14 protein-coding genes are annotated in these 14,327 nt (G+C 42.7%); 8 read left to right on the forward strand and 6 right to left on the reverse strand.

What is annotated here, in order from left to right; genetic code table 11:
• Nucleotides 1-699: 699 nt before the first annotated feature.
• Entirely contained in the window at nt 700-1,026 is a 327-nt protein-coding gene (locus BTO30_RS09035; protein WP_075398404.1) for a four-helix bundle copper-binding protein, read from the reverse strand.
• A 191-nt stretch (nt 1,027-1,217) separates the two neighbouring features.
• On the opposite strand from BTO30_RS09035, the gene BTO30_RS09040 reads away from it, so the two are divergent.
• The 8 genes from BTO30_RS09040 to BTO30_RS09080 all read left to right on the forward strand — a co-directional run bounded on the left by BTO30_RS09040 (nt 1,218) and on the right by BTO30_RS09080 (nt 10,124).
• The gene (locus BTO30_RS09040) at nt 1,218-2,510 is read left to right on the forward strand and encodes a cell wall-binding repeat-containing protein (RefSeq protein ID WP_075398405.1); all 1,293 of its coding nucleotides are present in this window, start codon (nt 1,218-1,220) and stop codon (nt 2,508-2,510) included.
• 170 nt (nt 2,511-2,680) lie between these two features.
• Nucleotides 2,681-3,385 carry a response regulator transcription factor gene (locus BTO30_RS09045; RefSeq protein ID WP_075398406.1) on the forward strand — a complete coding sequence of 235 codons (705 nt, stop codon included), beginning with the start codon at nt 2,681-2,683 and terminating at the stop codon, nt 3,383-3,385.
• On the forward strand, nt 3,382-4,791 hold the full coding sequence (locus tag BTO30_RS09050; protein WP_075398407.1) for a sensor histidine kinase: 1,410 nt from the start codon (nt 3,382-3,384) through the stop codon (nt 4,789-4,791). The genes BTO30_RS09045 and BTO30_RS09050 overlap by 4 nt, the downstream gene beginning before the upstream one ends.
• Nucleotides 4,792-5,132: 341 nt before the next feature.
• Nucleotides 5,133-5,468, forward strand: coding sequence for a metal-sensitive transcriptional regulator (locus BTO30_RS09060; protein ID WP_075398409.1), 336 nt, complete (start codon nt 5,133-5,135; stop codon nt 5,466-5,468).
• Between the two features lie 27 nt (nt 5,469-5,495).
• Nucleotides 5,496-5,702 carry a copper chaperone CopZ gene (copZ, locus tag BTO30_RS09065; RefSeq protein WP_075398410.1) on the forward strand — a complete coding sequence of 69 codons (207 nt, stop codon included), beginning with the start codon at nt 5,496-5,498 and terminating at the stop codon, nt 5,700-5,702.
• Nucleotides 5,703-5,788: 86 nt separating this feature from the next.
• The gene (locus BTO30_RS09070; RefSeq protein WP_075398411.1) at nt 5,789-8,206 is read left to right on the forward strand and encodes a heavy metal translocating P-type ATPase; all 2,418 of its coding nucleotides are present in this window, start codon (nt 5,789-5,791) and stop codon (nt 8,204-8,206) included.
• 211 nt (nt 8,207-8,417) lie between these two features.
• Complete coding sequence (locus BTO30_RS09075; protein WP_075398412.1) at nt 8,418-9,143, forward strand: urease accessory protein UreH domain-containing protein; 726 nt, start codon at nt 8,418-8,420, stop codon at nt 9,141-9,143.
• 15 nt (nt 9,144-9,158) lie between these two features.
• Entirely contained in the window at nt 9,159-10,124 is a 966-nt protein-coding gene (locus BTO30_RS09080) for a F510_1955 family glycosylhydrolase (RefSeq protein WP_075398413.1), read from the forward strand.
• Nucleotides 10,125-10,302: 178 nt separating this feature from the next.
• On the opposite strand, the gene BTO30_RS17640 is transcribed toward BTO30_RS09080, so the two are convergent.
• The 5 genes from BTO30_RS17640 to cobA form a co-directional block, all read right to left on the reverse strand.
• Nucleotides 10,303-10,413 (reverse strand): putative holin-like toxin, encoded by a 111-nt coding sequence (locus tag BTO30_RS17640; RefSeq protein WP_245796403.1) that lies wholly within the window; start codon nt 10,411-10,413, stop codon nt 10,303-10,305.
• Nucleotides 10,414-11,249: 836 nt separating this feature from the next.
• Complete coding sequence (locus BTO30_RS09085; RefSeq protein ID WP_075398414.1) at nt 11,250-12,149, reverse strand: sulfite exporter TauE/SafE family protein; 900 nt, start codon at nt 12,147-12,149, stop codon at nt 11,250-11,252.
• Between the two features lie 18 nt (nt 12,150-12,167).
• Nucleotides 12,168-12,788, reverse strand: coding sequence for an NAD(P)-dependent oxidoreductase (locus tag BTO30_RS09090; RefSeq protein WP_075398415.1), 621 nt, complete (start codon nt 12,786-12,788; stop codon nt 12,168-12,170).
• Nucleotides 12,773-13,522 carry a sirohydrochlorin chelatase gene (locus BTO30_RS09095; RefSeq protein WP_075398416.1) on the reverse strand — a complete coding sequence of 250 codons (750 nt, stop codon included), beginning with the start codon at nt 13,520-13,522 and terminating at the stop codon, nt 12,773-12,775. The genes BTO30_RS09090 and BTO30_RS09095 overlap by 16 nt, the downstream gene beginning before the upstream one ends.
• Nucleotides 13,519-14,283 (reverse strand): uroporphyrinogen-III C-methyltransferase, encoded by a 765-nt coding sequence (cobA, locus tag BTO30_RS09100; protein WP_143331931.1) that lies wholly within the window; start codon nt 14,281-14,283, stop codon nt 13,519-13,521. Before cobA ends, BTO30_RS09095 begins: the two co-directional genes overlap by 4 nt.
• Nucleotides 14,284-14,327 lie beyond the last annotated feature (44 nt).

Consider the following 14,327-nt stretch of genomic DNA (forward strand, 5'->3'; position numbering starts at 1 on the left):
AAACTTTATGCCAAATATATATATTAGTCCTCTCCATTCAAAAAAACAAATAAAAAGAATATTTGTCACAAAAGGTTCAATTATATGGATTTCAAAGGTTAAAAGGGAAAAAAAGAACTGTTCAAAAATCTAAAAAATGTTCAAATTTTTGAAAGTGTTAACATTAACAGAGGAAAAAAATATTAAATAATGAGGGGATTTTATAGATAAAAAACGAACTGGCGTGCGTAATTATGGTATAATAGAGGAACAATAGAATGGGTTTCTCAAGGGTGGACCGGCGCACTCCTCTGTATGTCTTAATTTATATAGAGAAGGGGGGGCTGCTGTATGACGGTATTTGAATCTTTAATGATGTTCGCAATTGCTTTTGCGGGTCTGGTCGTTTCAATTCTGTCATTCCATAAAAAAAATTAAAACCGCCCTTGAGTTTTAGCGAACTCGGGCTGTTTTAATCGGCTGATGCGCTGATCCCCGTAAAGGGAACCTGCTATTGTATTCGCCGCTTCGATGTGTCCAGCATCGGGCGGCACTTTTTAATGTATGTTGATCTGACCTCATTATACCCTTAAATTGATGTTTTGAAAATAGATACGGCTGGGCTGTGCAGCACATTCTATCCTTTTTTTAAAAAAAAGGGAACTTATCAGCCGTTAAACACTTCATGCTGAACCGGAAACATTTTTCCTGCATCTTTCTTTACGAAGCCATTTGACGGCATGCTTCCGCACATTTGAAACATGCTTCTGCACATCGCTGGCAATGGTCATGATCATGTTTCTTGCATTCGTTGCCGCACGCCTCACAAATTTCTGCACATAACCGGCAAATCTGTGCTGCAAATGGGCTGTTTCTTTGCATCGATTGCGCAGCAAATGCACAAATTTCCGCACATTCGCGATCCAGTCTAATGCACTCTGCCATCATTTTGACATGGTCTTCGGATAAACATTTGTCAAAACACTCGTTACATGCCGCTAAACATTCCAAACAAGCTTGAATACAATCATGAAAGTTATGGTTCATCGTTTATTCCTCCCGTTTATAGTTTACGCTTATACTATTACCGATTATTTCGTGTCTAAACTAAAAAGATAAAACTCCTTCATTTCTGCACAATTTCTTTTTACAATAAATGTGAGGATCATATGCACAAATTCTGCACATTTAACGGGTATGGTATAGATGTGAATAAAATGGAATGGAGGACAAGAGAGATGAAAAAAAGCTTTAAAGGATTCGTGATCGTTACCGCTTTATCCGCGGCATTAGCCGCCTGCTCCAATGATGATTCGAACAATATGGATCATGAAAATATGGATGAAATGGATCATGAAAACATGGAAGGCATGGATCATGAAGAAGGCGAAACCAGCAGCGGAGTATCTGCAGAGAAGTTAGCAGAATTTGCAGCGCCCCCTGAACAGATGAATGAGAAGGCTCAAGAAAACCTTCTCACAGTCAATACAAAAAATACAACCCGGTTAAATACGCAGGATCCGACTGAAATGTCCCTCCTCGTATCTCAAACGATTTGGCCGGCTACTCATCAAGAGAATCAGCCGGGAACGGTCATTTTAGTTCCGGATGACAACTGGCAGATTGGATTGGCTGCGGCTGACCTCATTCATCACCCGAACAATGGACCTGTTTTGCTGACCAATAAAAATGAGTTATCCGATGAAACATTGAATGAGATAAACAGATTGAATCCGAAAGGCAATAAGGAAGGTACGCAGGTGATGATGATGGGGGACATTTCTGAAAACGTATCGAACCAATTGTCACAGTTTGAAGTGGAACGAATTGACGGAACAGATCCTGCCCAATTCGCGGCTGCAGTGGATAAAAAATATGCAGACGTATCGGGTGGAGAGTTTCCGGAAGGCGTCATTATCGTTTCCTCCGAAGAAGAGGCAAAAGAATATTCTATACCGGCCATTAATTGGATTGCCCACATGCCGGAACCTGTTTTGTATGTGAATAAGGATGGTATCCCGGAGGCAACCAAAACAGCCTTGCAGGAAAGAGAAAATGCCTCTCTCTATATTTTAGGCCCGTCTTCCATTGTATCTGACGAGATTGAAACGGAACTCGGTGAGTATGGAAATGTCACACGGATTGCCGGAGAGGACCCTGTTTCAAATGCCATCGAATTCGCCAAATTTAAAGATGAGGAAACATCCTTCGGGTGGGGATTAACAGACCCTGGTCATGGCGTATCTTTTGTTTCCAGCGCAACCCCGGAACTTGCTCTTGCCGCAGCGCCATTTTCTCATTTGGGGAAACATGCGCCGATGATCTGGCTTGAAAATGGAAAGATGAACGAATCGGTTTACGATTTTCTGGCTTCTTTAAAACCGACCTTCCAAGACGATCCGACGCAAGGTCCGTATAACCATGGTTATATTATTGGCGGACAGGATGCTGTATCATTCCAGTCTCAAGGGATCATTGATGATAAACTTGAAATTGTTCAGGAAGATGGAGAAGGCCACGGCGGCCATTAAAAAACGAGTATCATGCTATATAACAGCTCCCGCCCAGATTATGAACAGAAGGCTGGGGCTGTTATTTTTATTTGATTTTAAATGAAGAAAACAATTATTTAAATCAAATCTCTACAAATTCTGCACAACGGCCATGTATACTAGTGGATATACGGCAAAGGGGAAAAGCAATGAAAAAAACAGTTTTAATTGTCGATGATGAATGGAATATGAGAAATCTGCTTAAAATTCACTTGATGAAAGACTATGCCATTACCGAATGCAGCAATGGGAGAGAGGCCATTGACCTTGTTAAGATAAACTCTTTTGATTTGATTCTTCTGGATATTATGATGCCCGAAATGGACGGATGGGAAGTATGTCAGGCCATCAGGAAAATGAAATCGACACCCATCATGATGCTAACAGCCAGAAATGAATTAAAAGACAAAGTTCATGGCCTTGAAATAGGGGCAGATGATTACTTAATTAAACCATTTGAATCGGAAGAGCTTTTAGCCAGAGTAAAGGCCTTATTAAGAAGGGCCGAATTAAACCATGACCATGTTCAAGGGGCGTCTATTTTATACAGCAATGGATTTTTCCGAATGGACCAGGAAGGGCGTCAAGTATTTCTGAAAGAGGAAATATTAGAATTAACACCTAAAGAATATGAATTGCTTGAAACAATCGCAATGAGTCCGAAAAGAGTTTTCACGAGAGACGTTCTGCTTGACACTTTATGGGGATTTCATGATTACCGGGACACGAGGACAGTAGACAGCCATGTGAAAAACATTCGTATTAAAATCAGAAATAAAGGCATTGACTATAATCCGATCCAAACGGTCTGGGGAATAGGGTATAAGTTTCAAGAGCCGGATGAGACAATATGAAAATAAACAGCATTACAACAAAACTCGGCGGCAGCATCATGATCTTATTTTTGGTGGTGCTTTTTCCGTTAATGTATACGATTGACCAGCTGTTTACTGCTTTTTATGTCAATCAGCAGAAAGACCAAATCAAGCACTTTGCGGCTGAATATTCCACCTATATATCAGATGTGGCCGATGTCCATTCTTATCATATGTTTGACATGTTATCTGAATTAATGGATGCGGATTTTTTTGTTTTTAACAAGGAAGGTCAAATTTTGCAGTCTACTGTTGGATCATCGTTTGAAAAAGGAACGAATGTCCATGATGATCTATTTCAGTCCATTCGCAACAATCAATCAGCAGGGATGGAGTACAAAGCGGACAGAGAATCATTTTTTCTTGCGGGACACCCGATTATCGTTGAAGATCAAGTTAATGGCGGACTCGTCGTGGTGTCTAATATGGAGGAAGTCAACCGCTCTATTGAACAGGTTCGGTTCTGGCTGTTTATATCGGTTGTCGGCGCCCTTTTTATCGCCATTGGTTTCACTTTTTTTGTATCGAGAAAACTTTCGTCCCCTCTTTTACAAATGGAGAAAGCCACGCGTGAAATAGCAAAAGGAAATTTAAAAACGAACCTGGAAATGGCAGCAAAAGATGAAGTCGGAAGTCTGGCGGCGGCCATTACCGACTTAGGAAGAGAACTTGAAGAATATCGCACGAACAGGCGGGAATTTTTCGCTAACATCTCTCATGAGCTGCGGACGCCCATCTCCTATATTAAAGGATATTCAAAAGTGTTAAGGGACGGATTAGTCCAGAACGAAGAAGAAAAAAATCAATACTTACGGATCATTGAAGAAGAATCAGCACGGCTGACCGCACTCATAAATGACTTGTTCGAACTGGCTAAAATGGAAGAAGGAAAATTGGAGCTGCACTTTGAATGGCTCGATGTAGAAGATATTTTAAACAGCGCTGTCAAAAAAGTTTCGCTGAAAGCCTCGGAGAAAAAAATAGATGTTTTGCTTCGTCCATCAGCAGATGATCCACTGCTCTATACGGATGGTGTAAGGCTGGAGCAGATTCTGATGAACTTAATCGAAAATGCGATTCGGTACAGTGAACCTGAATCGACTGTAGAAATGTATACGAAAGTCGAAAAGCACTACATTCATCTGTTTATTCAAGATTTTGGAATGGGTATACCGGACGAGGATGCGCCATACATTTTTGACCGTTTCTACAGAGTGGAGAAATCACGGTCGAGAGCATCTGGCGGAACCGGGCTGGGGCTGGCTATTGTGAAAAATTTAGTCGAATTGCTCGGTGGTGACATTGAATTGAAAAGTACGTCAGATAAGGGGACGATTTTCAAACTTTCATTCCCTATTGATAAAAAAGGGAGTGTGGATGGATGAAAAAATTATCCAATTTTATCGTACCATTATTTTTCATTGTATTCGGAATCGCTTGTCTTACCATGTCAAGTACGGCTTTTCACACGCATAATCCTCTGCACCATCTTTTGGAATCACTCTTGGGGATTTGCCTCTTTCTATGTATACCGGTTATGTTAGGAATCGTTTATATGTGGTTTAAAAAAAGAAAAAAATAGCAGGTTGAATTATTTTAGCTGGAGCGGCGCAGTTCTTCTGTGCTGCTTTTTAAGACAAGGAGCAGGAGATACTAAAAAAAGAAAACATATCGCTTTATATACAATAGGGAGGTATGGTAATATATTAGTGAAGGAGGTGACAGGATGAAGACAAAGAACGAATGTCACAGTGACCATCCAATTTCCGCTCATGAATCAGGCCGTAAAAGTCACCATTCAGAAAGTACAAAAAAGAATTTAGTGACAAGACTGAATAGGGTAGAAGGTCAGATCCGGGGAATAAAAGGGCTGATTGAAAGAGATGTTTACTGTGATGATATTATTACACAAATATCGGCTACCCAGGCTGCGCTGAACAGCGTCGCCAAAATCCTTCTTGAAGGACACGTGAAAAGCTGTGTGGTAGAACGTATTCAAGATGGAGACCATGAAGTAGTAGATGAATTGCTGGTCACGATTCAAAAATTGATGAAAAAATAATGGACATATTGAAAGGAGCAAGAAAAAATGGAACAAATCACGCTGAATGTAAATGGGATGTCATGCGGACATTGCGTAAAGGCTGTTGAGGGAAGTGTCGGTCAATTAGAAGGTGTACACGCTGTGAAAGTTCATCTGGAGGATCATAAAGTAGAGGTAGAATTTGATGCGCAGCATGTATCTGTTGAGAAAATTAAGGAAACGATTGATGAACAAGGATATGACGTCGTATAAAGAACGATTTGTAAAGGCGTGCTGATAATTGGCACGCTCTTTCCGGTAAAAATTATACCCTATATGGGTATGAGGGGTGAAGAAACTTGAATAATTCATCAAAGGAAACAAACCTGCAAATTTCCGGTATGACATGTGCCGCATGTGCGACAAGGATTGAAAAAGGGTTAAATAAAATGGATGGAGTGGAAAATGCCAGTGTCAACCTGGCACTGGAAAAATCAAAGGTAACATACGATCCAGCCAAAACAAATGAAGAAGAAATTCAAAAGAAAATAGAAGATCTCGGTTACGGTGTTGTCACAGAAAAGAAAGAGTTTCTCATTTCCGGTATGACCTGTGCGGCCTGTGCCGCAAGAATTGAAAAAGGGCTGAACAAACTGGAAGGCGTAACCACTGCCAATGTCAACCTGGCTCTCGAGCGGGCGAGTGTCGAATACAACCCTTCCGCCCTTTCTCAAGCAGACGTCATCAAAAAAGTGGAATCGCTCGGTTATGGTGCTGTGTTAAAAGAAGAAGACGCGCAGGAAGAAATGGATTATCGGCAAAAAGAACTTGAAAAACAAACAGGAAAATTTATCTTTTCAGCCATTTTGTCCCTTCCGCTTCTATGGGCGATGGTGGGTCATTTTGAATTCACGTCTTCACTTTATGTGCCGCATATGTTTATGAATCCATGGGTGCAGCTGGCATTGGCTACGCCGGTCCAGTTTATTATCGGGAAACAGTTTTATACAGGCGCCTTTAAAGCGTTAAAAAATAAAAGCGCGAATATGGATGTACTCGTTGCACTTGGTACGTCAGCCGCTTATTTTTACAGCCTGTATTTGTCCTTCGAGTCAATTGGACAAAACGCCCATATGGTCGAACTTTATTACGAAACAAGCGCGATATTAATTACGCTGATTATTTTAGGGAAGCTGTTTGAAGCAAAAGCAAAAGGACGTTCTTCTGAAGCCATAAAAAAATTAATGGGCTTACAGGCAAAAACCGCTATTGTGGAAAGAAATGGGCAGGAAATGGAAATCCCGCTTGAGAAAGTCGTTGCCGGAGATATTCTTCACGTAAAACCGGGAGAAAAAATCCCCGTTGACGGTGTGATTACGGAAGGCCAGTCTGCCATTGATGAATCCATGTTAACAGGGGAAAGCATCCCGGCAGATAAACGGGCAGGCGATGAGGTCATTGGCGCCACGATAAATAAAAACGGTTTTTTGAAAATGAGAGCAGTGAAAGTAGGCAGGGAAACAGCGCTGTCACAAATCATTAAAGTGGTGGAAGAAGCACAAGGCTCAAAAGCACCGATTCAGCGTCTGGCTGACCAAATTTCAGGTATATTCGTCCCGATCGTTGTCGCCATCGCGGTTGTCACGTTTTTGATCTGGTTTTTATGGGTTGACCCGGGCAACTTCGGTGAAGCACTTGAGAAGCTGATTGCGGTTCTCGTTATTGCCTGCCCTTGCGCCCTCGGACTGGCGACGCCGACTTCCATAATGGCAGGATCTGGACGCGCCGCAGAATACGGTGTTTTGTTCAAAGGCGGAGAGCATCTTGAAACGGCTCATCAGATAACATCCGTTGTTCTTGATAAAACAGGGACCATCACGAACGGCACACCAGAATTGACGGATGTCATCCTAAATGAGTCCATTGATCAAGAAGAGTTTCTTACACTCGTTGGATCTGCGGAAAGACAATCAGAGCATCCGCTGGCGAAGGCGATTGTCGAGGGCATTAAAGACAGAGGGATTTCCCTTAAAGAAGCTGGTCAATTTGAAGCGATCCCAGGCTTCGGGATTAAGGCGGTTGTCGAAGAAAAAGAATTACTTATCGGGACACGCAAACTGATGGAGCAGCATCATGTGTCCATTCACGGGGCACATGAGAAAATGTCTGAAATGGAGACCGATGGAAAAACAGCCATGCTGGTGGCGGTAAACGGCCGTTATGCCGGTATTATTGCTGTGGCGGATACGATTAAAGAAACATCAAAAGCGGCAATTGAGCGATTGAAAGAGATGGGTCTTGAGGTCATTATGATCACAGGGGACAATAAACAGACGGCACAGTCCATTGCTGTACAGGTCGGCGTTGACCACGTGATTGCAGAAGTTCTTCCAGAAGGAAAAGCAGAGGAAGTGAAGAAACTGCAGGAGCAGGGAAAAAAAGTCGCCATGGTTGGAGACGGCATTAATGATGCACCGGCACTGGCAACAGCAGACATTGGAATGGCGATTGGAACCGGGACCGATGTGGCGCTGGAAGCAGCTGATATTACCTTAATCCGAGGAGACCTGAACAGTATTGCAGATGCGATCTTTATGAGTAAATTGACCATTCGCAATGTAAAACAAAACTTGTTCTGGGCTTTTGGTTACAACACATTGGGCATCCCTGTCGCGGCTCTTGGATTTCTGGCACCGTGGCTTGCCGGGGCTGCCATGGCATTCAGCTCGGTTTCCGTTGTGCTCAATGCACTTCGACTGCAAAAAATAAAACTATAAGGATGTGGCTTCATGAAAAATTGGGCGTTTGCGGCTGCCGCTTATTTAATGGTTGTCATGGCCGTCTATAATTTTTTCGCTTAAATCATTATTTTGGTCCGCAATCAGCGGACTTTTTTTATGATTTCCATACTTTCTGCAAATTTGATCATTATAATGGCGTTGTGCTTATGACGGTTATTCAAAAACGGGAATAAGGGAAGATCAAAACATGTATTCATTTATTAATGATTTTAGCAGCGCTGTCATGCAGCCTTTTTTAAATTTATATCATCAAATGGAACATATTTCGATTGTAGCTGCCTTGATTTTAGGATTTGTCGGGGCGCTGGTCCCCTGCCAGCTTACGGCCAATGGCAGCGCATTAATGATTTATGGGAACCGTTCTCTCCGAAAAGGGGTTGCATGGCCGCACATCTTTTTGTTTTTATTAGGAAAAATGGCCTCTTTTAGTATATTAGGGCTTATTGTCTGGATGGTTGGCAGTCAGGTGGAACAAACATTAACCTTGTTTTTCCCCTGGTTTAGAAAGGCAATGGGGCCGCTGATGATTCTTGTCGGTCTCTTTTTGCTCGGTGTCATAAAATGGAGAAAAGGTTTTACGCTTGGTGAAATTCCATCCAAACTCTTTAAAGGGAAAATGGGCTCGTTTTTAATGGGAGTAAGTTTTTCTTTAGCTTTTTGTCCAACGATGTTCGTCTTATTCTTTGTGACATTAATACCGCTGACGTTATCCGAATCCTATGGCTTTATCCTTCCGAGTGTGTTTGCGGTCGGAACCACTATCCCGCTTTTAGTCATCATCTTTATCATCTGGTTTTTAGAGATTGATAAAACGATCATGGCGAAGAGTAAAAAAGTGGGGAATGTCATTCAAAAATTAGCCGGTGTCTTTCTTATTCTAATCGGCATTATGGACACAATCATTTATTTATAAAGGAGCAAAACGATCATGAATGCATTTTTTAAAACGAAAAAAAGCCGCATGATGGTGACGGCGGCTATATTGCTGATTATAGCCGGTGCAGCGGCTTTGATCGCTGCGGGACGAAACGAGGAGGGGAGTAGTGTTCGTTTCGATCATATTCACGGTTTAGGGTTTACAAATGACGGAAAAAATGTAATCGTACCGGCACATGACGGGTTAAGAATATTTAATGAAGAAGGCTGGCAGAAATCGCCGCATGATTCGCATGACTACATGGGTTTTTCGATAACGGATAATGGCTTTTACAGCAGCGGTCATCCTTCCCCGGGCAGCGATTTAAAAGATCCGATGGGGATTGTAAAGAGCGATCCTTTTGGTGCTGAGATTGAACCGCTTGCTCTATACGGCGAAGTCGATTTTCACGGAATGGCTGCTGGTTATCATTCAAAAGCGATTTATCTTTTCAATCCGGCCCCTAACTCGATCATGGAAAATGCGGGTTTATATTTTTCAACGGATGAAGCGGCCACATGGACACAAAGCAAAGCGGCCAATTTAATGGGTCAGGCTTCTTCCATTGCGGTACATCCGGACCATGCACATTCCGTCGCCGCAGGGACTGATCAAGGCGCGTTTCTATCGACGGATCATGGGGAGAATTTTAAACCCGTTTTATCAGGTGCAGCGGTTTCCGCACTCACCTTCTCATTTAATGATACGTTATGGGCCGGTTCGATGGACGGCACGGCGTCATTAACAATGGTGGATTTAACGTCTTTTGACACTGCCACAATCGATATTCCTTCACTGAATGAAGGAGAGTTCATTACATTCATTGCAGCCAATCCTAAGGACAACCAAACAATTGCCTTTTCCACGAGCGAAAACAACATTCTTTTAAGTTATGATGCCGGTGAGAATTGGACAGTGATTGCAGACGAGGGGAAAGGAATTCAAAAGGTTTCAAATAGAGGCAAAAGACAAAATTGAACTTCCGTGCATAAATAATTGAAAATGTGGTACACTGTTTATATACAAAAAAAGACCGGGTGTTACTAGCACCCGGTTGACGCAGCTGACATACCGCCTGAAGAGCGGCTGGCCAGTTGAGGAATGTTTAGCTCAAAGAGTAATCACCCTGCTTACCGGTCAAGTTAGCGGAGGGTGGTTACTTTTTTCTATTGGTGTAAAGAGCAATCACCGCGACGACAGCTGTTGCTGTAGTTGCGAGGAACATGCCGAATTGAAAAAGCATATTCATTGCTTCGTAAGTCACCATTTTAACACCCCCTTTCTCAAGGGAGTGCCAACCGCCCATCCGCTTTATATCGCTGCTAGACGTAGTTTATCATTGTTCCGAACAAAAAGCGATTGGTTTAATAGAAGGAGAATTGTTGACAGGTTATTGCGGTCAATCAAACACATAAAAAATAACTTCCTACATAAGACCAGGTGTTATTAACGCAACTATGGATTTAAAAATATTTTTAATGAATAATATTTTCTTTGTAAAACCCTGTAATTTTTCTCATTTTAGCTTTAAAAAGATATTGTAGAAAACAAATTCAGCCAAACCTTTAAGAAGTAAGATAATGTTAAGCAGCATGAGCTTACTGGAAAACCGAAAAAGGATGTGAAAATAAAAAAAGAAAATTAATTTGGTTGTTACAACGGCCAAGAGAGGGGAAGATCAATAAGGATAAGTAGTTCTTATTTTATTTTTAAAGTTAACATAATATTTATTATCGGCAGTTATAGGGATTTTTCTCATTTTAAAAGTAAACTTTAAATAATGAGAAAAAATAAAATTTCAATTGCCAGCAAAAATCAGTTTTTTTCGTTCTTTTACAGGTATTTCATTTTGTAATATTCGTAGTCAATCGCTTCGTGACCTTCTAATAATAAAGACATGAAACGAATGATGATTTAAAAATAACAACAGATATGTACAGAATGATTGTTTACAGACCAGATTTTCACATTATTGATATCTTGGTTTATAAGCCGTTCTTTTCTTAAATGCTGTTATTTCTTTGTTTTTAGACCTCATATAGCCACTCGCCCAAATCGATATTCTTTATTTCTCATTAAAAACAGAAAAAGAAAACACCCCCCTTAGGATGTTTTCTCTGCTGCATTCATATTATGTTGTTTTTGGCTGGCTTTGCGCTCTTTTTTAATCATATAGCCTGTCAGTGGAATCCAGATAATTACAAGTGCAATGAAAATAATTTTCTCTGCTCCTGCTGAAATGGTTGTATAATTTAAAATCGCGCTTAAGTTTGTCATGATAAGCATGCCGCTGACGATGACAGCTAATACACGTGTAGGCAGGCTTTTGACGATCCATGCTGCAATTGGTGCGGCGATAACGCCGCCGAGCATAATCGCACCTGCCCACGTCCAGTTAATTTTTTCCGGTCCGAGCGAAATCATAAATCCGATGGTGGCTGATAAGGCAACAGCAAATTCACTTGCGGCGACGGTTCCAATAACCATACGCGGCTGCATCCCTTTTTGAGATAATAGAGCCGGTGTGGCAATTGGACCCCATCCGCCCCCTCCGCTTGCATCAAAAAACCCGGCAACAAATCCGAGTGGAGCATAAAAACGGTTTGTCGGCGGTTTCGGCTTTTGCTTGCGGGCATCATTCAAAAATAAAAACCGCGCCAGAATGTAAAGTCCAAGACAGAGCAGGAATGATGAAACGTAAAGCCGCACATTGTCTCCCGTCAAATTGCTTAAAAAAGTAGCACCAGCAAATGCACCGATGGCACCAGGGATAATTAATTTTCTCAGCATCGCTTTATCCACGTTGCCGAAACGTCTATGGCTCATGCCGGAAGCAGCGGTTGTAACGACCTCTGCCATATGGACAGAAGCAGATGCAATGGCCGGTGCAATGCCTGCAGTGAGCAATAATGTAGTTGATGTGAGGCCGTAGCCCATTCCGAGCGACCCGTCAACGAGCTGAGCGGCAAGGCCGACGAGTGCAAGTATTAAAAAACGTTCCATAACTGTTCCTCCTGTTGTCTACAAAGCTGGGTAGGCAGAGGTTAACTCTGCCGTAAACCGCTCCCTCTCTTCCGGGTGATCAAGATAGAGTGAATTTGCCGCTTTTTTCAGCCATTTCCGTCGTTCAGGACGGCTGTCAATATACTTTTTGATATACTGCCGTGTGTCATATAAGAAATCGAGGTAGTCTTCATACCGCTCATCAAATTGATCTTCCAGCTGATCACGGATCTCTTTTGATAATGTGGGACTTGCTCCTCCAGTTGAGACGCTGATCATTAATTTACCCCGAATCAGCACAGCTGGTATTTGTGCGTTGCCAAGATGTGTTTGTTCCGCGTGAACGACGAGCTTTCCGTGTTCCTTCGCAAGTCCCGCTATTCGCTCATTCGCTTCTGAGTCGTCTGTGACAAGCATAATCAGAAAGGCATCTTTCACATCGTCCCATTCCACTTTTTTTCGGTGCAATATCACTTTTTGCTCGGCTGCCAGTTTTTCAATTTCCGGATGAAAATCCGGACTGATGATATGAGCGCAGATGCCGAAACGAAGCAGGTTTTCCACTTTATGAAAAGCGATCGGGCCGCCTCCCGCGATCACAATCTTTTGGTTGGTTACATCAATCATGACCGGAAACATATTGGTTCCTCCTGTGCCGCTTCATTCACCCGCTCAGCAAGTATTTCTCCAATAACCGGATCATAGCCAAGATGACGGCATAAATGCACTTCTGAATCCGTTTTAAGATTTTTGACTGTGCGCTCCATTGTTTTCGTTAAAACGCCGGTAAACAGCAAATACGGGACGATAAACAACTGCTTCGGCTTTGCGGCAGTCAAAGAGAGGAGTGCATCATCAAAAGACGGTTCACAGGCAGCTAAATATCCAATATGTACATCGGATAACTTGGTTTTCTTTTTGAAAAGGCGGACAATATGATCAAAATCCTGTTTCGTTTCGGGATCACTGCTGCCACGTCCAACGAGCAGTACACTTGCATTTTCCTGAACAGGTGCTGCTTCCCTCATACGATCAATCAGCACATCAATGATATGCTCGTGCACACCGAGCGGACGTCCGTAGCGAATCGTCAAGTCCGGATAGGATTGGGCCGCATTAAACAATTCTTCCGGAATGTCTGCTTTTGCATGGCCGGCTGTTAAAAGAAGAAATGGGATCACAGTGACTTCTGTTGCGCCTTTCTTTACACAGCTCGCAAGCCCTTCTTCAATCGACGGTTTTGCAAGCTCTAAATAGCAGATTTCTTGGATAGGTGCATTAACAAGCGGCATTGTCTCTTCAATAAACGCCGCCGCTTGTCTCGCTCCTTCTTTGACACGACTGCCGTGGCAAATATAGAGGACGGCTTTCATGGCTCTATACCTGCCGCTTTTTGTTCTTCAAACCATTGCAGTGTATCACGCATCTTCACCACTTCGCCGACAATAATCATGCTTGGATTCGTAATGCCTTCTTTTTGGGCCACGTCATAAATATCCGTTAATGTACCGGTGACGGTTTGCTGTTTCGCTGTCGTTCCCCAGTGAATGAGGGCAGCGGGCGTCTCAGGCGGCTTACCGTGTTTTAGGAGCTGCTCTTGAATGTACGGAAGATTTTTGACGCCCATATAAATGGCGATCGTATCGATTCCTTTTGCAAGAGACGCCCATTTCATTTCCTCGTCTGCACCTTCTTTACGGTGGCCAGTCACGATAGCAAATGATGCGCCGTGATCACGGTGTGTAACAGGGATGCCGGCATAGGCAGGGGCTGCAATGCCTGATGTAATACCCGGCACCACTTCAAAGTCAATGCCATGCTGTACAGCGTATGCCGCTTCCTCGCCTCCGCGTCCGAAAACAAAAGGATCTCCGCCTTTTAAACGGACAACCTGTTTCCCTTCTTTCGCATGCTCAACAAGAATTTCATTGATGTTTTCCTGCTGAACAAAGTGACGGTCCGGCAGCTTTCCGCAGAAAATCAGTTCTGTACCTTCTTTGGCATGATCAAGTAATTCCATGCTGATTAATCGGTCGTATAAAATGACATCTGCCTGCTGTATCGCCTTTAATCCCTTTACCGTAATTAAATCCGGATCACCCGGACCTGCACCGACAAGCCAAATTTTGCCCATCGTGCCACCTCCGTTCATTGTGCGTTTCTCTCTATCTCTATCTC

Origin of the sequence: Domibacillus antri (assembly GCF_001936625.1) — a bacterium.
Classification (GTDB): domain Bacteria; phylum Bacillota; class Bacilli; order Bacillales; family Domibacillaceae; genus Domibacillus; species Domibacillus antri.